This is a genomic window from Pseudomonas sp. LFM046, from assembly GCF_000949385.2.
Lineage (GTDB): Bacteria > Pseudomonadota > Gammaproteobacteria > Pseudomonadales > Pseudomonadaceae > Metapseudomonas.
The window spans coordinates 3,395,879-3,416,061 of sequence record NZ_JYKO02000001.1 but is presented as its reverse complement, the minus strand read 5'-3'; the positions used below and the strand labels follow the sequence as shown (position 1 = coordinate 3,416,061).

Below are 20,183 nucleotides of genomic sequence, written 5' to 3'. Positions count from 1 at the left end.
AGGGGGAAACTACACGCAAGCCTGTCCTTGGCGATCCCTCTAATTCGTCAGTCCGACGAACTACTCAGACACGCTAGAACAGGTCTATAAATTTGCAAACGCAAACCGGAATCTGACCACCATGAAGCACGGACGTTTCATTTCCGCCTCCAAAATCGTCTTGTTAGCCGCCGCGATGCTGCTGGGAGGCTGCTCCGATCTTCTCGGTCCGCGGGTCCAACTCGACAACCTGACCCTGGACGTCGCCAAGCGCGCCAACGACGACACCCCCATCGCCGTCGACTTCATCGCCGTGCGCGATCCCGAGCTGCTCAAGGTGCTTTCCGGCATCACCGCGCAGCAATGGTTCACCGATCGCGAGCAGTACCGCCGCGACTATCGCCAGCAGTTTTCCGTCTGGAGCCTGGAGCTGGTTCCCGGGCAATTCATGGAGGCGCGGGAGTTCCCGTTGGCGGGCGAGAGCGCGGCTGGACTTTTGGTCTTCGCCGGCTATAACACACCCGGTGCTCACCGCCTGAGGCTGGATGAGCAGAGCCGTGCCTGGCTCCGGTTCGATAGCAGGGAAATGCGCTTGCTGAGCGAGAACGAGCGATGACGAAAGGCCCCTGAAGCTGCAGGGCGTCGAGCTCGCGACAACGTGGAACGTCGAAGGGGAGTGGTATGAAAGTTCTGCCTGACGCGGTGTGCTGGCATGAGGGGATGCAGTTGCTGCCCCAGCATTTCCAGTTGCAAGGGTTGCGCGCGGAAGTGCTCGCCGCTCATTTCGCCCACGCCGGCAATCCCTGGTTCTGGGGCGTCTCCCAGCTCGAACTCGACCCCGCCGCCCTCAGCGCAGGCCTGGTGCGCGTACTCGCCCTCGAAGCCATTCTTCCGGACGGTCTGCCGGTCAGCGTCAGGCCCGGCGAAGGCGCCGTGCTGGAGCTGGATGTCAGCGCCGCCATCGCGCAGTCCGCAACTTCCAGCGTCACCGTCTTCCTCGCCGTCAATCCGCTGGGTCGTGGCGGCCAGGTGCTGCCCCTGCGTGGGCGCCTGCAATCGGCGGTGGGCGACGCGGTGCCGGACCTGGCCAGTGGCGAGCATCCCGAGCCCATCCTGGTCTGGCGCCCGGCGGCGCGTCTGGTGACGGACACCGGCCGCGCCGATTCGGTCTGCCTGCCGCTGCTGCGTGTCGCCAAGGAAGGGGGCGGTTTTGTCCGCCAGCCCTATGTGGCGCCGACTCCGCGAATCCTTCCCGAATCCGTTCTCGGCCGCGCTGTGGCGGCACTCTGCGCCCGTGCGCGGGAGAAATGCCTGTTCCTCGCCGGTCGTCTGCGCCAGGCCGAACAGGCGGGCAACCGTGATGACATGAACGAAATCCGTCGACAGCTCGCCGCGCTCTGGGCGCGCCTGCCGGAAGTGGAGGCGGCGCTCAACAGCCGAGTGGCCGCAGCGGACCGCCTGCACGGTCTGCTGGTGGGCATGGCCGGCTCCTGGTGCGCCCTGGACCCGGTTGCCGGCGTGCCAGCTTTCGTGCCCCTGGATTTCCTCGACCTCAAGCGCGGGTACGACGATGTGCTCGAATGGCTGGAGAACGCCCTGACCCGCGTGCGGGTCGGCTACCGCAGCCTGGCCTTCGATCAGGTGGAGCAAGGCTTCTCCATCCAGTTGCCCGATACCCAGTCCCGCCGCCAGCGCCTGGTGATCGGGCTGCGCATGCCGGCCGGTACTGGCGAGCAGGCGGCCTTCCACTGGCTGGGGCAGGCCATCGTCGCTTCCCAGGGCCACGTGCCCACCCTCGCTCGCCAGCGCATGAGTGGTCTGGCGCAGCAGTCCATGAGCCGTGCCGAGCAGGTTGCCTACGGGGTCGGGGAGGACACCCGGCTGTTCGTGGTCCAGGCCGCCGGTGAGTGGTTCGATCCCGAGCAGAAGCTCTCCATCGTCGTGCCCGGCCAGGCGGCATTGGTCGGGCCCTGGCAGGTGGTGCTGTTCGTCGCCAATGCACATGAATTCGCCTGACCCGCTAAGGACGCGCAAATGCCGGAAAGGAGTGTGGCCCTGTATCCACCGGAGTTTGGCGAGGCACCCCTAAGCCTTGCATTCCGCCAGGCCTGGCTGGAGTGGCGCGGCGCGTGGGACGAACTGGAAGACGCTGACGACAGTGACGGCCAACGGGTGGAACGCACCGCCGAAACCGCCACCCGCATCGTCCGGCGTCTCTGGCGTGGCGCGTTCGCCAGCGTCGGCGACTCGGGCTCTGCCCAGGTCAAGGCGATGGTCTATGCGTTCGTTGCCCTGCTCGATGAGTCCCTGCTGTTCGGCAGTTGGAGCGGTCAATTGGCCTGGCAGGCGCGACCGCTGGAAATGCGCCTGTACGGTTCGCGCAATGCTGGCGAACGGCTGCCGATGGCCATTCGTGTGCTGCTGAAAGAGCGGGCCCCGGCCACCCGCGACCTGGCCAATGTCTACCTCCAATGCCTGGTGCTCGGCTTCCATGGCCAGCTGCGCGGTGAGCGCGGCCAGGCCATGCACGAACGCTGGCGGCAGGCGCTGTTCACCTTCGCCTGGCAGCGCGAACCGGCTCTCGACGGTGCCTTGCAGAGCCTTGAACGCCCGACCCGCGCCGCACCGATGCGCCTGCCGTTGCGGCGGGCGCTGCCTGATGGCCTGCGCCTGGCCCTGGCGATCGTCGGCGTTGCGCTGGTGCTGACCGGCGCGGGGCATTGGATGTGGAGCGAAATCAAGTCCGAACTGGAGCCCGTCCTGCACCTGGCGGCCACCCTGGATGACGGGGAGCAGTCGGAATGAGTGGCTTCGCCATCGCCCTGATCGTTCTCGCCGTTCTGCTGATCCTGCTTGCCCTGGCAGCGCTCTATTGGTGGCTGCGTACCCAGTCCGGTTCGGCCATCCGCAGCTTTTACGCCGCTGTCCGCAAGATGGAGCATGACCAGGGGAGCCAGGAACGCTACCTGACGCCCTGGCTGTTGCTGGTGGGCGATCCGCGGGAAGGCAGCCAGCTCTGCGTCGACTGGCAACTGGCACCGGCAGATCGCCCGGCCTGGTTCGGTCGTTGGTGGGCCGACCCGGATGGCGCGCTGCTGGTGGTGCCTCAGGGCCTGTTCCTGCCGGAGGGCGGCGGTACCGCACCTGCGTTTGCCTGGCGCCGGCTGCTCGGCATGTTGCTGCGTCTACGTGGGCAGCGGCCGCTGGATGGTGTCATCTGGACCGTCCCGCTATCGCGCCTGCTGGACGACGCCCAACTGGCGGCGGATGCCCTTGCCGCGCGCCGCCGTTTCGGGGAAATGCTGCAGCGCCTGGGGCTGAGCCTGCCTGTAAATGTGCTGATCACGGGGCTGGAGGAGCTGCCGGGGTTCCAGGAGCTGGTAGCCGCACTGCCGGAAGAGGGTCGCGAGCATGCGCTGGGCTGGTCCTCGCCTTTCGCTCTGGAAGCGGGCTGGCAGGGGTACTGGCTGGATGACGCCCTGGACCAGGTGGTGCAGGCGATACAGGCGGCGATCCTGGAGGTCGGCGCGCTCAAAGGTGAGTTGGGAGAGGACCTCTATCGTTTGCCGGGCCAGTTGGATGGCCTGCGGGGCAACCTGCGGGCCCTGCTCGAACCCGTGTTCCAGGGCAATGCCCAAGGGGAGGCGCCGCGCCTGCGGGGCCTCTACTTCAGTTCAGTGCAGGCCTTCACCCGTGATGCCGACCCCTGGGAGCTCTCGGCCCAGGACCAGCCGCCGGCACAGGGGGTGTTTTCGCGTGCGCTCTGGCGCCAACGCTTCCTCGCCGAGCAGGGGCTGGCCCAGGCCGTTCCGCGCATTCTTCGTTTGCGCCAGCGCTGGCAAAAGGTGATCGCCGGTACGGCGGCGGTGATCGGCGCCTTCTGGTTGCTGGGGATGCTCTGGGTCTGGCACGAAGGCCAGCGCGACGCCCGCGAACTGACCCGCGTGCTGCAAGTGGCACAGAACAACCATGTGACGCTCAAGGACCCGACACGCAGCGAAGAGCAGGCGCGGCGCAATCTGCAGGGCTTCTGGCGCCTGTTGCAGGACGCCCCGCGCTGGCATTTCGCATCCCTCGTCTATCCCACGTCCTGGTTCTCGTCCCTGGATGGGCGCATGGATGACGTACTCCGCTCCATGGCCCGTAGCGAGGCGCTGCATCCCCTGGTCCAGCTCCAGCGAGTGGAGCTGGACAAGCTGCTGGCGATCCGGGTCGGTGACCGGCGCACCAATGTCGAAGGCGAGCAGCCTGAGGAATGGCCGAACTACGTCAAGGCGCGCAACCTGGCCTTTGGCGCGGCCCGGCTGGAGCAGCAGAACCGCCTGTTCGCCGATGTCCTGTCGGGGAACAAGGGTGTGCTGGAACCCCTGACGCAGCTGGCCAACAGCGCGGCGGGCCTGGAGCTGAACACCGCCGACCAGCGTCACCGTGCCTATTACGACCGTGCGCTGCGCGGCCTGGGTGGTCCGGGGCTGGCGCCCCTTGACCTGCCGGCCCAGCGCCAGGCGCTGACCGAACAGTTCCAGGTGCTGATGAAGCTCTGGCTGACCCAGTACTTTCTCGCCGACAACTTCGTGCGCCCGGCGGGCTATCTCAAAGTGCACCTCGACAACCTGCAGGCGGGGCAGGGCAACACCTTGGCCGAGCTGGAAGAGATCAACAGCCTGGTCGGCAACCTGGAAGACCTGATTGCCCTGACCAACTCCGCCTGGAGCCACAGCAATGGCGAGGAGCTGGTGCCGGGGTATCGCAACCTGATGGAAACCGTGCGCCAGAGCAGCCTGCTGGGGGTTGCGGTGGAGCAGAACCTCGACACCGAAGCGGAGCGCCTGCGCAAGGGCTTTCATAGCCAGTGGATTGCCGGCGCCGGCACCCGCACCAACCTGTTGCAGCGACAGGCCGGCGGCACCCTGATGCTGCAGGACCACGTTGGCGCCCTGGCCAAGGCGATCAAGGGCCTGCTCAAGCGCGATTTCGTGGTGGTGGCCCTGCGCCAGGACGCCACCGAGCCGGATACCCGGACACTGCGAAACGTCGATGCCCGCGCGTTGGCGCAAGCGCAGGGCTTCGCCGACAGCTATCACGCATTCGTCTCGCAAGAGCTGGCGAAAATCCCGCCGGACTACCGCGAGGGCATGCTCAAGGCCGCCGGAGAGGCCGCCGCACGGGCGATCTGGGCCAGCCTGAGCGCCTCCGATGTGCGTCCGCCGGGCAGTACCGGCAAGTCCTTCGACGTGCCGGTGGACCAGGCCGGACTGGTGTTGAACGCCCTGGCTGAGCTGGACCGCGCAGACCTCGCCGGTGCCCTGCGCAGCCAACTGACCCGCATGGCCATGGCCGACACCAACGCGGCCCTGGCCAGCATCGATGCCTTGCCGGTGTTCACCCAGCGTTTCGACATCTCCCAGTGGGACGGAAGCCGCAACCTCGGCCTGCAACTGTTCCGCTCCAGTGACGTGCAGGATCTGAAGAGCAGCCTCGGCCAGCAGTTCACGGTCATCCTCGACACCAGCGAAGGGGCGGCACCGGCCCTGACTTGGCTCCGCGAGCAGCCCGGCCTCTCTGTCGCCGAACGGGACAGGGTGGCGCGCCTGGCCGGGCTGAGCGAGGAGATGGCCAAATACAAGGCCCAGAACCCCACCAGTTCGCCGGCGCTGTTCGAGCAATTGGTCAGCCGCGACTTCATCGAAATGGACCTGGGTTCCTGCACCCAGGTCCTGGCCACTGCCAACCTGTCTCAGGGCGCCGGCGACCTGGCACGGCGCACCCACGTGCTCAGGGACCAGGCGTCGCAGCGCTGCAGCCAGCTCCAGCAGCAGCGGGCGGCCACGGCCTGGAATGATCTGGCGGACTACTTCAACCAGTATCTGTCGGATCGCTTTCCCTTTGCCTACAGCCTGGAGGCTGACGACGCCGACCCGGCCCGCGTACAGCACCTGGTGGAGCTGATCGATAGCCGACTGGCCCAGGCCGAAGAGGGCCTGAAATGGAGCCAGCCCAATGACCGTCTGGCGGCGGAAGACTTCCTCGCCCGGCTGAAACAGGCGCGCACCTGGCTGGGGCCGCTGTTCGTACGCGACCCCTCAGGCGCCTTGGGTGTCGAACTGGACGTGCGCTGGCGCACCGACCGCGAAGACGAGCGTGGTGCCGACCAGGTGATCGCCTGGGGTCTGCACGCCGGCGACAAGCAGGTGGGGTATCCCGGCGACGTGCAGCGCCTGCACTGGAACGTGGGTGACCCGGTGCAGTTGCTGTTGCGCTGGGCCAAGGACGGCGACCAGCGGCCAAGCATCGACCCCCTGCAACCAAGCATGGCGGTGTCCGACCTGGAGGCGGGCTGGGAGTATCGCGGCCCTTGGGCACTGCTGCGGCTGATGCGCGCCCATGTGGTCCTGCAGCGCCAGCCGAGCATGGATTACACCGACTTTCCGCTGACCCTGCAGGTACCGGTGAGCGGCGCCCCCGGCGGCAGCCCGCCGGCGCTGATGTTCATGCGCCTGTCGCTGATGACCCAGGGCGGCAAGCTGCCGTTGTCGATCCAGCCATTGCCGGTGAAGGCGCCGCGCTCGCCGTTCACCAATAGCCACGCCGCTTCACTGGTCAGCACCGAGGTGACGCCATGAGCCTGCCGATGACCGACAGCCCCGCCAGCGATCTGCTGGAACCCATTCCCGGCCCTGAACCCTGCGGCCCCAGCCTGCGCTACGACCCGGCCTGGGACCAATTGCGCGATTTGCGTCGGGAGGACGATTCCAGCCTGCCCACCGGGGTCTGGCAGGCGGAGCTGAAACGGGGTGACTGGGCCGCGGTGGAGCGACTGGCAGGCAAGCTGCTGCGCGAACGCAGCAAGGACCTGATGCTGGCCGCCTGGCTGGGTGAGGCCTGGCTGCTGCGCAGTGGTCTCGACGGCCTGGCTCCGGCGCTGGGGCTGCTGGCCGGACTCTGCGAATGCTACCCGGAGGCGCTCCACCCCCAGCCGGAAGACGGCGACCGATCCTGGCGCGTAGCACCGCTGGAATGGATGGTGCGTCGCTACGGCGAGATCGTCCTGACCCGTTGCGCGCTGTTCGGCGACGAACAGGCCGACCTTGCCCACGTGACCCTGCATGGTTGGCAGCAACTTCAGCAGCGCCAGGTGCAGGCCAGTGACAGCAAAGCGGACAAGGCCGCCGCCGAAGCGGCGCGGTTGGAACAGCGCAAGCTGGCCGAAATCCTCAGGCAGCTGCCCACGGCCAGCTTCGAGCGTGTTCGCCACGGCATGGAGACGAGCCTGGTCGAGCTGAATCGCCTGGACGCCTGGTGCGACGGCTGGCTGGGGGACCTGGCTCCGAGCTTCGCGCCACTGCAGCAGACCCTGAACGCCATTCGCTCGCTCATGCAGGAGTTCATTCCCATGCCATCCCAGACTCCGCCTGTGCCCGCGCCAAAACCCGAAGTCGAGGCAGATCCCGGGCCCAGCGAGGCGGAGATGCCACCGGCCTTCACGGGCGCCCCCGGCAGCCGGGAAGATGCCTATCGCCAACTGGCGCTGATTGCCGACTACCTGGCCCGTACCGAGCCCCATAGTCCGGTGCCCTACGTGATCCGCCGCGCGGTTGAATGGGGCAACCAGCCGCTGGGTGAGTTGCTGGAAGAGTTGATCAGCGCCGACGCCGAAGCGCGCCGGTTGTGGAAGCTGCTCGGCGTACTGAAGTAGGCGGCCTTGATATTCCTTGTAGGCTCGAATGGCGAACCTGCGGTCCGCTTGGCGATTGAAATCGCCCCTACAGTTAGACGGAGTGCCAAGGCCGACCCCGGATCGGTGCGCACAGCGCACCCTACGGTCCAGGCCCGGCTTTTCTGTGACGATTCGACTACTCGGGCTAGCAGGATGAAGTCGATTCGGTAGGGTGCGCCGTGCGCACCGGCGGTTTGGCGTAGCGCCGAAGCCGATCCCGGAACCGGTGCGCACAGCGCACCCTACAGTCCAGACCGGCGAAAGGGGCGGCCTCCTGCCTCACGGCCGATCAGCCTTTCACCAAGACCTCGAACCCGCCAAAGATCATCCGCTGACCATCGAAGGGCATATTGCTCGGATTGGGCTGCATGCGCGGGTCTTCCATCGCTTTCTTCATGCCGGCGTCCCGCACCTGCTTCGAGGGCCAGGTGATCCAGGAGAAGACCACGGTTTCGCCTTCCTTCAACTTCACCGCCATCGGGAAGGACGTTACCTTGCCTTCGGGCACGTCGTCGCCCCAGCACTCGACGACGCTGAGGGCGCCGCACTCCTTGAAGACACCAGCGGCCATCTCGGCCACTTTGCGGTAGGCCTCGCGGTTGGCGGTGGGGACGGGCACTACGAAGCCATCTACATAGGTCATGATCGATCTCCTGCCTGGATTCCGTTCTGTCGATTGGAGTCGGCCGGACAGAGCCATCCGGCCGATCTGCCTAAGAGTCGATAGAGGTAGCCGGCATTCGACAAACCTGCCCCCGTGGCGCTGTCCAGCCCGACCAACGGTCATAGCCCGCCGGATGGGAAGCCGGTGCCCGCGTACAGCCAATGCAAAAGCCCCGCATGTGCGGGGCTTTTGTGATGCGGCGCTGGCCTTATTTGTTGCGGTTGTCGTAGACGTGGCAGGCCTTGCCTTCCGAGCGCTTCAGCGAGTAGCAGGGGCGCAGGACGATGCGCGAGCTGATGCCGATGTAGGTCTTGATGTACTTGCCCAGCTCGTTGCACAGCGCCTGTTGCTGCTGTTCGCCCAGGCCGTCGTGCTCGTGCTTGAGCTCGACGTGCACCTCGATGCTGTCCAGGTTGCCGTTGCGGAAAAGGTGGATCTCGTAGTTCTCGGAGAGCTGCCTGACCTTCAACACCTGCTCTTCGATCTGGGTCGGGAACACATTGACGCCACGGATGATCAGCATGTCGTCGCTGCGGCCGGTGATCTTGTCCATGCGCCGCATGGGCCGCGCGGTGCCCGGCAGCAGGCGGGTCAGGTCGCGGGTGCGGTAGCGGATCATCGGCAGCGCTTCCTTGGACAGCGAAGTGAACACCAGCTCGCCGAGTTGGCCGTCCGGCAGCACTTCGCCGGTCACCGGGTCGATGATCTCGGGGTAGAAGTGGTCTTCCCAGATGGTCGGGCCGTCCTTGGTCTCGGCGCATTCCATGGCGACGCCCGGTCCCATGATTTCCGACAGACCGTAGATGTCCAGGGCGGTGATGCCCATGCGCTCCTCGATGGCACGGCGCAGCTCGGCGGTCCAGGGTTCGGCGCCGAAGATACCGAGGCGCAGGGCCAGTTTGTGCGGGTCGATGCCCTGGCGCTCGATCTCGTCAGCCAGGTTCAGCATGTAGGACGGGGTGACCATGATGATGTCCGGCTGGAAGTCGCGGATCAGTTGGACCTGCTTCTCGGTCTGGCCGCCGGACATCGGGATCACGGTGCAGCCCAGGCGCTCGGCGCCGTAGTGGGCGCCCAGGCCGCCGGTGAACAGGCCGTAGCCGTAGGAGATGTGCACCTTGTCGCCCTTGCGACCGCCGGCGGCGCGGATCGAGCGCGCCACCACATTGGCCCAGGTGTCGATGTCGTTCTGGGTGTAGCCGACCACGGTGGGCTTGCCGGTGGTACCGCTGGAGGCGTGGATGCGGACGATCTCGCTCTGGGGCACGGCAAACATGCCGAAGGGGTAGTTGTCGCGCAGGTCCGACTTGCCGGTGAAGGGGAACTTGGCCAGGTCTTCCAGGGATTTCAGATCATCCGGATGCACGCCTTTTTCATCGAAGCGCTGGCGGTACAGCGGGACGTTGTCGTAGGCGTGCTTCAGGCTCCAGCGCAGGCGCTCCAGCTGGTGCTGGCGCAGTTCGTCGACGCTGGCGGTTTCCATCGGGTCAAGCAAGGCGGTATTGGCAATCATGTTCATGGTTTCACTCGAATTGTTTTTGTCGTCAACAGCCAGCGTCAAAGGCTGTGAGTGCTGGGGAGCAGCATACTCCCCATCCGTTCGTACGAACTCTGGCGATCCGTTTCAGAGCCTTTCGATGATCAGGGCGATGCCCTGGCCGACACCGATGCACATGGTGCAAAGGGCGTAGCGGCCCTGGCGTTCTTCCAGTTCGTGCAATGCGGTGGTCACCAGGCGCGCGCCGCTCATGCCCAGCGGGTGGCCGAGGGCGATGGCGCCGCCGTTGGAATTCACGCGGGGATCGTCGTCGGCCAGACCCAGCTCGCGCAGCACGGCCAGGCCCTGGGCGGCGAAGGCTTCGTTCAGTTCGATCACGTCCATGTCCGCCAGGGACAGGCCGGTCAGCTCCAGCACCTTGCGGGTGGCCGGCACCGGGCCGATCCCCATGATGCGCGGCTCGACGCCGGCGGTGGCCATGCCGACCACTCGGGCGCGGGCCTTGAGGCCGTGGCGCTTGGCCGCTTCGGGGCTGGCCAGGAGCAGGGCGCAGGCGCCGTCGTTGACGCCCGAGGCGTTGCCAGCGGTGACGCTGCCACCCTGGCGGAAGGGTGTGCCCAGCTTGGCCAGCTGTTCCAGGGTGGTGTCGCCGCGCGGATGTTCATCCAGGGCGACGACCTTGGGCGGGCCTTTGCGCTGGGGAATTTCCACCGGGACGATTTCCTTCGCCAGCCGGCCGTTGGCCTGGGCAGCGGCGGCCCGCTGCTGGCTGCGCAGGGCGAACGCGTCTTGGTCTTCGCGGGAAATATTGAACTGCTCGGCGACGTTCTCGGCGGTTTCCGGCATGGAGTCGATGCCGAACTCCGCCTTCAGCAGCGGATTCACGAAGCGCCAGCCGATGGTGGTGTCGAAGATTTCCGCCTGGCGGGAGAAGGCGGACTCCGCCTTGCCCATCACGAACGGTGCACGGGACATGGATTCCACGCCGCCGGCGATCATCAGCCCGGCCTCGCCGCAGCGCAGGGCGCGGGCGGCGTTGCCGATGGCGTCCAGCCCGGAGCCGCAGAGGCGGTTCAGGGTGGTGCCCGGCACGGTCATCGGCAGGCCGGCGAGCAGGGAAGACATGCGCGCGACGTTGCGGTTGTCCTCGCCGGCCTGGTTGGCGCAGCCGTAGATCACATCGTCGATGGCGCTCCAGTCCAGCTCCGGGTTGCGCTGGATCAGGGCGCGGATCGGCACGGCGCCGAGGTCGTCGGCGCGCACGCCGGACAGGGCGCCGGCGTAGCGGCCGATGGGCGTGCGCACGGCATCGATGATCAGGGCGTCATTCATTGGGGGTCTCCTGCGCGAGTACCGGGCCGCGCACTTTGTAGGACTTGCCGTGGAAGAGGGCGATCAGTTGCCCGTTCTGGTTCTCGATGCGCACGTCGTAGTTGCCGGTGCGCCCGCTGCGGCTCTGCTCGGTGGCCTGGGCGGTAAGGGTGTCGCCCAGGCGTGCCGGCGCCACGTAGTCGATGCTGCAGCCGATGGCCACGGTGGCCTCGTTGTAGCTGTTGCAGGCGAAGGCGAAGGCCGAGTCCGCCAGGGCGAACAGGTAGCCGCCATGGCAGGTGCCGTGGCCCTGGACCATGTCCGAACGCACGCTCATGCCGACGCGGGCCTGGCCCGGCGCCACGGAGAGCAGGCGCATGCCCATGGCCTGGCTGGCGGCGTCGCGCTCGAACAGTGCGCTGCCGCAGGCTTCGGCCAGTGACAGGGCTTCGTGGTTAGTCATGGAAGTTCCTCCCTTCGGCGACGCGGCGGCGCAGCAGCAGGGAAGGGCGGTAGCGCTCTTCGCCGTAGGCGGCCTGCAGGTTGTCCAGGGTGCGCAGCACCGCCGGCAGGCCGATGGCGTCGGCCCAGGCCAGCGGGCCTTGCGGGTAATTCACGCCTGCGCGCATGGCGAGGTCGATGTCGGCGGCGGTGCCCACGCCCTGCAGCACGGCGTCGGCGCCTTCGTTGGCCAGCATGGCCACGGTGCGCAGCACGGCGAGGCCGGGAATGTCGGCCAGGGGGCTGACGTTGAGGCCGGCGCGCTGAAGCAGCGCCACCGCCTGATCCCGTGCAACGTCGGAGGTGTGCGCCGCCCAGCTGACGCCCAGGCGAGTGGCCTTGGCGTAGTCGAGGGCGAGGTCCAGCAGCACCAGGTTGGCGAGACCGTCTTCGCCGGCGCGCTGGCTGGCCAGGCGGCCATCGGACAGCGCGAGCACCGCATCGCCGACGCGCAGCAGGCCGTTGCCATCGCGGCGCACGATCGTCACGCCAGCGTCGGCCAGGCGCTGCACCAGGGCTTCCGCCACGCCGAGGCTGCCTTCCACCACGCAGGTGTCCACGATGGCGGTACTGGCCAGCTCGACCGGCTGCGGGCGCTCGGCGCCTTCGGCGTAGTCGTAGAAACCGCGACCGGTCTTGCGGCCAAGGCGGCCCGCGTCCACCAGTTCCTTCTGGATCAGCGACGGCTGGAAGCGGAAATCACCGTAGTAGGCGTCGAACACCGAGCAGGTCACGGCGTAGTTGACGTCATGGCCGATCAGGTCGGTCAGTTCGAAGGCGCCCATGCGGAAGCCGCCGGCGTCGCGCATCAGTGCGTCCAGGGTGGCGCAGTCGGCAGCACCTTCCTGCAGCAGGCGCAGGCTTTCGGCGTAGAAGGGACGGGCCACGCGGTTGACGATGAAGCCGGGCGTGGACTTGGTGTGCACCGGCTGCTTGCCCCAGGCGTTGGCGGTCTCGTACAGGCACTCGGCCAGGGACGGATCAGTGGCCAGGCCCGAAACGATCTCCACCAGGGCCATCAGCGGCGCCGGGTTGAAGAAGTGCATGCCCACCACGCGGCCCGGATGTTCCAGGCCGGCCGCGAGGCTGGTGATGGAGAGCGACGAGGTGTTGCTGGCGAGGATGCAGTCCTTGCCGCACAGCGCTTCCAGTTGGCGCAGCAGGCCGCGCTTGACCTCCAGGTTCTCGACGATGGCCTCGATCACCAGGCCGGAATCGGCCAGGGCGTCGATGGACTCCGCCGGCTGCAGGCGGGCGACGATGGCGGCGCGGGCTTCGGCGCAGAGCTTGCCTTTCTCCACCACACGGCCCAGTTGGCGGTCGATGCCGTCGATGGCCTGGGCGGCGGCGCCGGGGCGGTTGTCATAGAGCTTGACCGGGTGACCCGCCTGGGCGGCCACCTGGGCGATGCCGGCACCCATGGCGCCGGCGCCGATCACGGCAACGGGGACGGAAAGGTTCAGGGCGGGCATGGGATCAGCGTCCTTTGAAGGCGGGGGTGCGCTTTTCCATGAAGGCGCTGACGCCCTCGCGGTAATCCTCGCTGCGGCCGGCCAGGCGCTGCAGGTCGCGCTCCAGGTCCAGCTGCTCGTCGAAGCTGTTGTTCAGGCTGGCGTTGAGGCTGCGCTTGATCAGGGCCAGGCCGTAGGTCGGCTGGGTGGCCAGGTGGCGGGCCAGCTTCAGGGCTTCTTCGCGCAGCGCGGCGTCGTCCACCACGCGGTAGATCAGGCCCCACTGTTCGGCTTGCTCGGCGGTCAGGCGGTCGCCCAGCAGGGTCAGGGCCTTGGCGCGGGCCATGCCGACGAGGCGGGGGAGGGTCCAGGTGCCGCCGGAGTCCGGGATCAGGCCGATCTTGCAGAAGGCCTGGATGAAGCTGGCGGAGCGGGCAGCCAGGACCAGGTCGCAGGCCAGCGGGATGTTGGCGCCGGCACCGGCGGCCACGCCGTTCACCGCGCAGATCACCGGCAGCGGCAGGTCGCGCAGGGCGCGGATCAGCGGGTTGTAGAACTTCTCGATGGACTCGCCCAGGTCCGGCGCGGCAGCGCCAGGGGCGACGTTGCGGTCGGCCAGATCCTGACCGGCGCAGAAACCACGGCCTTCACCGGTCAGCAGCAGCACGCGCACGTCCGGATTCTGGCGCACCAGCTTGAGGGCTTCGCGGACCTCGCCATGCATCTTGGCGTTGAAGCTGTTCAGTTGCTCCGGGCGGTTGAGGCTGAGGGTGGCGACGCCAGCCTCGATGGAAAACAGGATGTGCTCGAAATTCATGGCTTTGGCGCTCTATGGAGTTCGAAGGGGCGGACGGTCAGCGATTACTGGCCGGTGAAATCGGGGCGGCGCTTTTCCTGGAAGGCACGAATGCCTTCCTCGCGGTCGCGGGTGCCGGCCAGCAGGGTGAAGGCGTGGCGCTCGAAGCGCAGGCCGCTGGCGAGGTCCGTGTCCTCGGCTTTCAGTAGCGCTTCCTTGGCCAGTCGTACGGCCAGCGGCGCCTTCTGGGCGATGACGCGGGCAATGGCCACCGCCCGCTCGACGGTGAACTCCGGCTGGGTCACTTCGCTGACCAGGCCGGAGCGCTGGGCATGGCGGGCGTCGATGGCTTCGCCGGTGAGCACCATCTGCATGGCCAGGGATTTGCCGACGGCGCGCAGCAGGCGCTGGGTGCCGCCGGCGCCGGGCATGATCCCGAGATTGATTTCCGGCTGGCCGAAGCGGGCGTCTTCACCGGCGATGAGGATGTCGGCGTGCATGGCCAGTTCGCAGCCGCCGCCCAGGCAGAAACCATTGATGGCGGCGATCAGCGGCTTGCTGAAGCGGGTAATACGCTGCCAATGGGCCAGACGCGGGTCATTGAGGATGCCTACCAGGTCGCGCTCGGCCATTTCCTTGATATCGGCGCCAGCGGCAAAAGCCTTGCGGCTGCCGGTGATGACCACGACACGGGTCTCGGCGTCCTGCTCGGCGGCGTCCAGTTCGGCAGCCAGTTCGCCCAGCAATTCGGTATTCAGGGCGTTCAGTGCTTCCGGGCGCTGGAGGGTGATCAGACGGACACCCTGCTCGGGCGGCAGGACAGCAAGGGTTCGAGGCATGTCGATTGTCCTCAGGTGCACGCGCGGCCTCGATGGCCACTCTTATTAGTGGGGGCGGGGTGGACCCCTTCCTGTGTCTCCCCGAGGCATTGGCGGGGCGACTTCGGCCGGAGTATACCCACAAAGCGATACAAAACAACCATGACAAATATGATTTATGTGTCTCATATGTTGTTTCTTTACTACCAAAATACGGCGTGGCGATTCCCGTCATGATCCGTGGAAGGCCTGAGGATGCTGCTCTTGAACGCCGCCGTTGGTCCCGTGAACAGGGTGTCTTGCCGTCCGTCATCTGATACAGCCTGTGGTTCTTTCGTGTTTCAGAATGATGTGATACAAAATAATCCATTGATCGAATCACTTTGCGCCACGTCGTGGCCTCACCCGTCCTGCTGAGGAATTCCCCCATGTCCACTAACGCCCGTGCCGCCGCCCTGGAACTGTTCGAGCATCATCGCGGCACCCTTGAGCGCGCCGTGCAGGCGATCAGCGAGCGCGGTTACTGGTCGCCGTTCCCGGAGAGCCTCAAGCAGTACCCGGAAGACGCGGTAAAGGGCGCCCAGGCGGCGTTCGAGGCGCTGCTGGGACAGCACTTCTCGCTGGCCGGCCCGCAGCCGGTAGGCCGTGCCGGTGCCGAGCGTTCGCCCTACGGCTTCGATCTGAAGGTGAGTTACGACCAGTACGACGCGGATTCGCTGTTGTCGCGCATGCAGGCGGCGCTGCCGGCTTGGCGCGACGCCGGTCCCCAGGCGCGGGTTGGTGTTTGCCTGGAAATCCTCCAGCGCCTCAATGCCCTCAGCCCGACTCTGGCCCACGCGGTGATGCACACCAGCGGCCAGGCCTACATGATGGCGTTCCAGGCGGGCGGTCCCCATGCCCAGGACCGAGGCCTGGAAGTGCTGGCCTATGCCTGGCGTGCCATGGCCGAAGTGCCGGAAACGGCGCGCTGGACCAAGCCCCAGGGCAAGCAGGACCCGCTCGTGCTGGACAAGCGCTGGCACATCGTTCCGCGCGGGCTGTCCCTGGTGATCGCCTGCTCCACCTTCCCCACCTGGAATACCTACCCTGGCCTGTTCGCCAGCCTCGCCACCGGCAACCCGGTGCTGGTCAAGGCGCACCCCGGCGCCATCCTGCCGGTGGCCATGAGCGTCAAGGTTGCCCAGGACGTGCTGGCCGAGCTGGGCTTCGACCCGGCCCTGGTGAGCCTGGTGGTCGACACCCCGCAAGCGCCGGTCAGCCAGCAACTGGCCCTGGACCCGCGGGTGAAGCTGGTGGACTTCACCGGCTCCAACGCCTTCGGCAACTGGCTGGAGGACAATGCCCGCCAGGCCCAGGTCTTCACCGAGAAGGCCGGCATCAACAGCGTGATCATCGACAGCGCGCGTGATTTCAAGGCCGTGGCCCGCAACCTGGCCTTCTCCCTCAGCCTCTATTCCGGGCAGATGTGCACCACCACCCAGGCGATCTACGTACCGCGTGGCGGGATCCGCAACGGTGACGAGCACCTGTCCTTCGACGATGTCGCCCAGACCCTGGCCGGCGCCGTGCGCAGCTTCCTGGCTGACAATGAGCGCGCCTGTGCCGTGCTCGGCGCCATCCAGTCCGAGGCCACCGCCCAGCGCATCCGGGATTGCCGCGCCCTGGGTGAGGTGCTGCTGGACAGCGAGGCGCGCGAGCATCCGCAGTTCCCCGGCGCGCGCGTTCACACGCCGCTGCTGCTGAAAGTGGACGCGGCGGATCGCGAGGCCTATTCCGAAGAACGCTTCGGCCCCATCGCCTTCGTCATCGCCACCGATGACACCGAGCACAGCCTGCGTCTGGCCGGTGAGGTGATTGCCGAAAAGGGCGCCCTGACCCTGGGCGTGTACGCCACCGACGAAGCCGTGCTGGACCGTGCCGAGCTGCTGTCCCAGGAGGTGGCGGTGGCCCTGTCGATCAATTTCGACGGCGGCGTTTTCGTCAACCAGTCCGCGGCCTTCAGCGACTTCCACGCCAGCGGCGGTAACCCGGCGGCCAACGCCTCCATCACGGATGGTGCCTTCGTCGCTCGCCGGTTCGTCACCGTGCAGAGCCGCCGACACGGCGCGTAAGCCCCCATAAGAAGAAGGAATCCGCGATGACCTGCTACAGCCTCGATGGCCTGACCCCGGTGGTGCATCCCACCGCATTCGTGCACCCGTCCGCCGTGCTGATCGGCGACGTGATCATCGGCCCTGGCTGTTATGTCGGGCCTTTGGCCAGTCTGCGGGGCGACTTTGGCCGGATCATCCTGGAGGAGGGCGCCAACATCCAGGACACCTGCGTCATGCACGGATTCCCTCAGAGCGACACGGTGGTCGAGCGCAATGGCCACATTGGTCATGGCGCCGTGCTGCACGGCTGCCGCATCGGCGAAGACGCGCTGGTGGGGATGAATGCGGTGGTGATGGACGGCGCCCAGATCGGCGCGCGGTCATTCGTCTCCGCCACCGCGTTCGTCAAGGCCGGGTTCAGCTGCGAGGAACAATCCCTGGTGATGGGAGCGCCGGCCCAGGTCAAGCGCCGCCTCAGTGATGAAGAAGTGGCCTGGAAGCAGGCCGGTACCCGCGAGTACCAGATGCTGGCCCAGCGTTGCCTGGCCAATCTGGTGGCCTGCGAACCCCTGGCGGCGATGGAGGCCGACCGGCCGCGCATCGCCGACCGTGGTGTGCGGCCGAAAGGTAGCGCGTCGCAATGAGTGCGGTCTTCGCACAGGCGCGCTGCGCCCCAATGGCCATGCCGAGGAGCCTGCGGGTATATTCGGCATCTTTTCCGCTTCCAGAATGCCCATGACTTCGCTCGTGCCCTTGGACCAACTCGTCACCCGCTTCCAGCAGCAGACGCCCATCCGCGCCAGTTCGCTGATCATCACACTCTACGGCGACGCCATCGAACCCCACGGCGGCACCGTCTGGCTGGGCAGCCTGATCCAGTTGCTGGAACCCATGGGCATCAACGAGCGGCTGATCCGCACCTCCATCTTCCGCCTCACCAAGGAAGGCTGGCTGAGTGCCGAGAAGGTGGGGCGGCGCAGTTACTACAGCCTGACCGGCACCGGCCGGCGGCGGTTCGAAAAGGCGTTCAAGCGGGTCTACAGCTCCAGCGTCCCGGCCTGGGACGGCTCCTGGTGCCTGGTGGTGCTGTCGCAACTGCCCCAGGACAAGCGCAAGCAGGTGCGCGAGGAACTGGAGTGGCAAGGTTTTGGTGCGATTTCGCCCACGGTGCTGGCCAACCCGCGTTGCGACCGGGTGGACGTGACCGCCACCCTGCAGGAACTGGACGCCCTGGAAGACAGCATCATCTTCGAGACCAGCGCCCAGGATGTTCTGGCCTCCAAGGCCCTGCGCATGCAGGTTCGCGAGAGCTGGAACATCGACGAGCTGGGCGAGCACTACCGCGAGTTCATCACGCTGTTCCGCCCGCTCTGGCAGGCCCTTCGCGAGCAGGAGAACCTGCAGCCGGAGGATTGCTTCCTGGCCCGAACCTTGCTGATTCACGAATACCGCAAGTTGCTGCTGCGCGACCCGCAACTGCCCGACGAACTCCTGCCGGGCGACTGGGAAGGCCGTGCGGCGCGCCAGCTGTGCCGCAATATCTACCGGCTCATCTTCGCCAAGGCTGAGCACTGGCTGAACACGGCGCTGGAAACCGCGGACGGTCCGCTGCCCGATGCGGGCGAGAATTTCTACCAGCGTTTCGGCGGACTGAAGTAGCGAATCCGCTTCGATGCGGGTATCACGGACGAGTTAAACCCGGCCTGCCACATTGCCAGGCCGGAGAATGATAAGAACAACACGTAGCGTGAGGCTGAGAAAGCCATGATGACTGCACAGGCACTGAGGGCAGACCACTTCGACGAGTGGCTGCAAGGCATCAACCAGGTTTGCGGGCGTTTCAGCGCCAAGCTGCTGGGTTCGGAGTTTTCCGGGGCCATTCGCGAACACAAGGCCGGCGCGATGAAGCTGAGTATTGTGGACGTGGCTCAGGCGCGCCTTTACCGCACGCCCAAGGAAGTGGCTCAGAGCGACGGCAAGCATTTCTACCTGGCCTTCCAGCTCGAAGGGCGTGCCGGCATGGAACAGGCCGGAAACAGCATCGAAATGGCGCCTGGCGACATCACGCTGATCGACTCGACGCTGCCCAGTGACTTCGTCTACCACGAGAATTCCCGTCAGCTGTCCCTGATCCTGCCGCGTCACGTGGTGGAGCAGGGGCTGCGCTTCTCCGGCGTGCGCTGCGCCCAGCGCATTCCGGCCAGTTCGCCGGTGGCGGTGCTGGCCAACCGGCTGATCCTCGAATCCACCCGCCAGGACAGTCTGAGCCTGCCGGAGAGCGAGGCCACCCTGGAGGCGGTGGTGAGCCTGCTGCGTCCGGCGTTGTGTGCCGCCGAGGTCGAACAGGACGCCCATGAGCGCCTGTTCCGCAAGACCCTGCGCTTTATCGACGAGAACATCCGCGCGGAAGAACTCTGCCCCGAGATCATCGCCCGGGAAGTGGGCGTTTCGGTGCGCGGCCTCTACCGCATGTTCGCCAAGAAGGGCCTCGTGGTGGCGCAGTACATCAAGAACCGCCGCCTGGACTTCTGCGCCGAAAGCCTGCGCCATGCCACCGCCGAGCAGAAGCTCTCGGCCTTGGGCTATGCCTGGGGCTTCACCGATTCCAGCTACTTCTCCACCGCCTTCAAGGCGCGCTTCGGCGTCTCCCCCAGCGAGTACCGGAAGCAGTACAGCTAGGGCTGATCCGGCCCTGCGTGGTTGTGGGGGCGACACTCGCCTGTAGGGGCGAATTCATTCGCCCCTACAGGTGTTCTTCGCCCCCATGCCAGCCTGTCTGGCAGCCCTGCCAACACGTCTGGCACAGACAAAAAAACCTCGATCCCCTTCAGCGCAGAGAATCCGGACATCGGCCCTGATTCCGCGCGTGCCTTTCCGGCCCCCGTGGGGCGGGCTTGTGGACGATCGAGGTGGTGAGTTGATGCACAAACGCAATTTCGGGTTGCTGTTCGGCGTGCTGGCGCTGATGGCGGCTCAGTCGGTGCTGGCCGCGGACTGCGCGCCGGAGCAGGTACAGAAGGGCGAGACGCTGTTCGGCAGCGACTGCTCCGTGTGCCATTCGGCCAAGCAGGGTGCCCCGGCCATGATGGGGCCGAACCTGCACGGGCTCTACGGCCGCCAATCCGGCAGCCTGTCTGGCTTCAGCTATTCCCAGGCGATGAAGGACAAGGGCGTGGCCTGGCAGCTGGACAGCCTTGAGCAGTTCATCGCCCAGCCCCAGGCCTTTGTCGCCGGGACCTACATGCCCTACGCCGGAATGGCCAGCGCCGACGACCGTCGCGCGGTGGGCTGCTTCCTGGGCGCACAGAAATGATGGCGCCGGGCAGGCGCCCGGCTTTCGGATGAAGAGGATCAA

At 66.7% G+C, this 20,183-nt stretch carries 17 protein-coding genes; 10 read left to right on the top strand and 7 right to left on the bottom strand.

Annotated elements, in window-relative coordinates; all coding sequences use genetic code 11:
- Nucleotides 1–121 precede the first annotated feature (121 nt).
- The 5 genes from TQ98_RS15640 to tssA all read left to right on the top strand — a co-directional run bounded on the left by TQ98_RS15640 (nt 122) and on the right by tssA (nt 7,675).
- On the top strand, nt 122–595 hold the full coding sequence (locus TQ98_RS15640; RefSeq protein ID WP_044874334.1) for a hypothetical protein: 474 nt from the start codon (nt 122–124) through the stop codon (nt 593–595).
- A gap of 65 nt (nt 596–660) precedes the next feature.
- Nucleotides 661–1,995, top strand: coding sequence for a type VI secretion system baseplate subunit TssK (tssK, locus tag TQ98_RS15635; RefSeq protein WP_044874335.1), 1,335 nt, complete (start codon nt 661–663; stop codon nt 1,993–1,995).
- Nucleotides 1,996–2,013: 18 nt separating this feature from the next.
- Nucleotides 2,014–2,784 (top strand): DotU/TssL family secretion system protein, encoded by a 771-nt coding sequence (locus TQ98_RS15630; RefSeq protein WP_044874336.1) that lies wholly within the window; start codon nt 2,014–2,016, stop codon nt 2,782–2,784.
- Complete coding sequence (locus TQ98_RS15625; RefSeq protein WP_044874337.1) at nt 2,781–6,602, top strand: type VI secretion protein IcmF/TssM N-terminal domain-containing protein; 3,822 nt, start codon at nt 2,781–2,783, stop codon at nt 6,600–6,602. The genes TQ98_RS15630 and TQ98_RS15625 overlap by 4 nt, the downstream gene beginning before the upstream one ends.
- A complete protein-coding gene (tssA, locus tag TQ98_RS15620; protein ID WP_044874338.1) occupies nt 6,599–7,675 on the top strand; it encodes a type VI secretion system protein TssA in 1,077 nt (358 codons plus the stop codon). Before TQ98_RS15625 ends, tssA begins: the two co-directional genes overlap by 4 nt.
- 310 nt (nt 7,676–7,985) lie before the next feature.
- Here tssA and TQ98_RS15615 read toward each other — a convergent pair whose 3' ends face one another.
- From TQ98_RS15615 to paaF, 7 genes are all read right to left on the bottom strand, one after another.
- Entirely contained in the window at nt 7,986–8,339 is a 354-nt protein-coding gene (locus tag TQ98_RS15615) for a DUF1428 domain-containing protein (protein WP_044874339.1), read from the bottom strand.
- Nucleotides 8,340–8,568: 229 nt separating this feature from the next.
- A complete protein-coding gene (gene paaK / locus TQ98_RS15610) occupies nt 8,569–9,879 on the bottom strand; it encodes a phenylacetate--CoA ligase PaaK (protein WP_044874340.1) in 1,311 nt (436 codons plus the stop codon).
- A 105-nt stretch (nt 9,880–9,984) separates the two neighbouring features.
- A complete protein-coding gene (pcaF, locus tag TQ98_RS15605) occupies nt 9,985–11,190 on the bottom strand; it encodes a 3-oxoadipyl-CoA thiolase (RefSeq protein WP_044874341.1) in 1,206 nt (401 codons plus the stop codon).
- Nucleotides 11,183–11,632 carry a hydroxyphenylacetyl-CoA thioesterase PaaI gene (gene paaI, locus TQ98_RS15600; protein ID WP_044874342.1) on the bottom strand — a complete coding sequence of 150 codons (450 nt, stop codon included), beginning with the start codon at nt 11,630–11,632 and terminating at the stop codon, nt 11,183–11,185. The genes pcaF and paaI overlap by 8 nt, the downstream gene beginning before the upstream one ends.
- The gene (paaH, locus tag TQ98_RS15595) at nt 11,625–13,142 is read right to left on the bottom strand and encodes a 3-hydroxyacyl-CoA dehydrogenase PaaH (RefSeq protein ID WP_044874343.1); all 1,518 of its coding nucleotides are present in this window, start codon (nt 13,140–13,142) and stop codon (nt 11,625–11,627) included. Before paaH ends, paaI begins: the two co-directional genes overlap by 8 nt.
- A 4-nt stretch (nt 13,143–13,146) precedes the next feature.
- On the bottom strand, nt 13,147–13,938 hold the full coding sequence (paaG, locus tag TQ98_RS15590; protein WP_044874344.1) for a 2-(1,2-epoxy-1,2-dihydrophenyl)acetyl-CoA isomerase PaaG: 792 nt from the start codon (nt 13,936–13,938) through the stop codon (nt 13,147–13,149).
- A 44-nt stretch (nt 13,939–13,982) separates the two neighbouring features.
- Nucleotides 13,983–14,756, bottom strand: coding sequence for a 2,3-dehydroadipyl-CoA hydratase PaaF (gene paaF, locus TQ98_RS15585; RefSeq protein ID WP_044874345.1), 774 nt, complete (start codon nt 14,754–14,756; stop codon nt 13,983–13,985).
- A 407-nt stretch (nt 14,757–15,163) separates the two neighbouring features.
- Between paaF and paaN the strand changes: the two genes are divergently transcribed.
- From paaN to TQ98_RS15560, 5 genes are all read left to right on the top strand, one after another.
- Nucleotides 15,164–16,846 (top strand): phenylacetic acid degradation protein PaaN, encoded by a 1,683-nt coding sequence (paaN, locus tag TQ98_RS15580; RefSeq protein ID WP_044874346.1) that lies wholly within the window; start codon nt 15,164–15,166, stop codon nt 16,844–16,846.
- Nucleotides 16,847–16,872: 26 nt separating this feature from the next.
- Nucleotides 16,873–17,472, top strand: a complete 600-nt coding sequence (gene paaY, locus TQ98_RS15575) for a phenylacetic acid degradation protein PaaY (protein ID WP_044874347.1) — start codon at nt 16,873–16,875, stop codon at nt 17,470–17,472.
- Nucleotides 17,473–17,563: 91 nt separating this feature from the next.
- Nucleotides 17,564–18,487, top strand: coding sequence for a phenylacetic acid degradation operon negative regulatory protein PaaX (gene paaX, locus TQ98_RS15570; protein ID WP_044874348.1), 924 nt, complete (start codon nt 17,564–17,566; stop codon nt 18,485–18,487).
- 105 nt (nt 18,488–18,592) lie between these two features.
- Complete coding sequence (gene feaR, locus TQ98_RS15565; RefSeq protein ID WP_044874349.1) at nt 18,593–19,507, top strand: transcriptional regulator FeaR; 915 nt, start codon at nt 18,593–18,595, stop codon at nt 19,505–19,507.
- Between the two features lie 241 nt (nt 19,508–19,748).
- Nucleotides 19,749–20,141, top strand: a complete 393-nt coding sequence (locus TQ98_RS15560; RefSeq protein WP_044874350.1) for a c-type cytochrome — start codon at nt 19,749–19,751, stop codon at nt 20,139–20,141.
- Nucleotides 20,142–20,183 lie beyond the last annotated feature (42 nt).

Bases quoted from the DNA above. Each gene is read 5' to 3' on its own strand.
- TQ98_RS15640 (WP_044874334.1), top strand. From the start codon at position 122: ATGAAGCACGGACGTTTCATTTCCGCCTCCAAAATCGTCTTGTTAGCC.
- tssK (WP_044874335.1), top strand. From the start codon at position 661: ATGAAAGTTCTGCCTGACGCGGTGTGCTGGCATGAGGGGATGCAGTTG.
- TQ98_RS15630 (WP_044874336.1), top strand. From the start codon at position 2,014: ATGCCGGAAAGGAGTGTGGCCCTGTATCCACCGGAGTTTGGCGAGGCA.
- TQ98_RS15625 (WP_044874337.1), top strand. From the start codon at position 2,781: ATGAGTGGCTTCGCCATCGCCCTGATCGTTCTCGCCGTTCTGCTGATC.
- tssA (WP_044874338.1), top strand. From the start codon at position 6,599: ATGAGCCTGCCGATGACCGACAGCCCCGCCAGCGATCTGCTGGAACCC.
- TQ98_RS15615 (WP_044874339.1), bottom strand. From the start codon at position 8,339: ATGACCTATGTAGATGGCTTCGTAGTGCCCGTCCCCACCGCCAACCGC.
- paaK (WP_044874340.1), bottom strand. From the start codon at position 9,879: ATGAACATGATTGCCAATACCGCCTTGCTTGACCCGATGGAAACCGCC.
- pcaF (WP_044874341.1), bottom strand. From the start codon at position 11,190: ATGAATGACGCCCTGATCATCGATGCCGTGCGCACGCCCATCGGCCGC.
- paaI (WP_044874342.1), bottom strand. From the start codon at position 11,632: ATGACTAACCACGAAGCCCTGTCACTGGCCGAAGCCTGCGGCAGCGCA.
- paaH (WP_044874343.1), bottom strand. From the start codon at position 13,142: ATGCCCGCCCTGAACCTTTCCGTCCCCGTTGCCGTGATCGGCGCCGGC.
- paaG (WP_044874344.1), bottom strand. From the start codon at position 13,938: ATGAATTTCGAGCACATCCTGTTTTCCATCGAGGCTGGCGTCGCCACC.
- paaF (WP_044874345.1), bottom strand. From the start codon at position 14,756: ATGCCTCGAACCCTTGCTGTCCTGCCGCCCGAGCAGGGTGTCCGTCTG.
- paaN (WP_044874346.1), top strand. From the start codon at position 15,164: ATGTCCACTAACGCCCGTGCCGCCGCCCTGGAACTGTTCGAGCATCAT.
- paaY (WP_044874347.1), top strand. From the start codon at position 16,873: ATGACCTGCTACAGCCTCGATGGCCTGACCCCGGTGGTGCATCCCACC.
- paaX (WP_044874348.1), top strand. From the start codon at position 17,564: ATGACTTCGCTCGTGCCCTTGGACCAACTCGTCACCCGCTTCCAGCAG.
- feaR (WP_044874349.1), top strand. From the start codon at position 18,593: ATGATGACTGCACAGGCACTGAGGGCAGACCACTTCGACGAGTGGCTG.
- TQ98_RS15560 (WP_044874350.1), top strand. From the start codon at position 19,749: ATGCACAAACGCAATTTCGGGTTGCTGTTCGGCGTGCTGGCGCTGATG.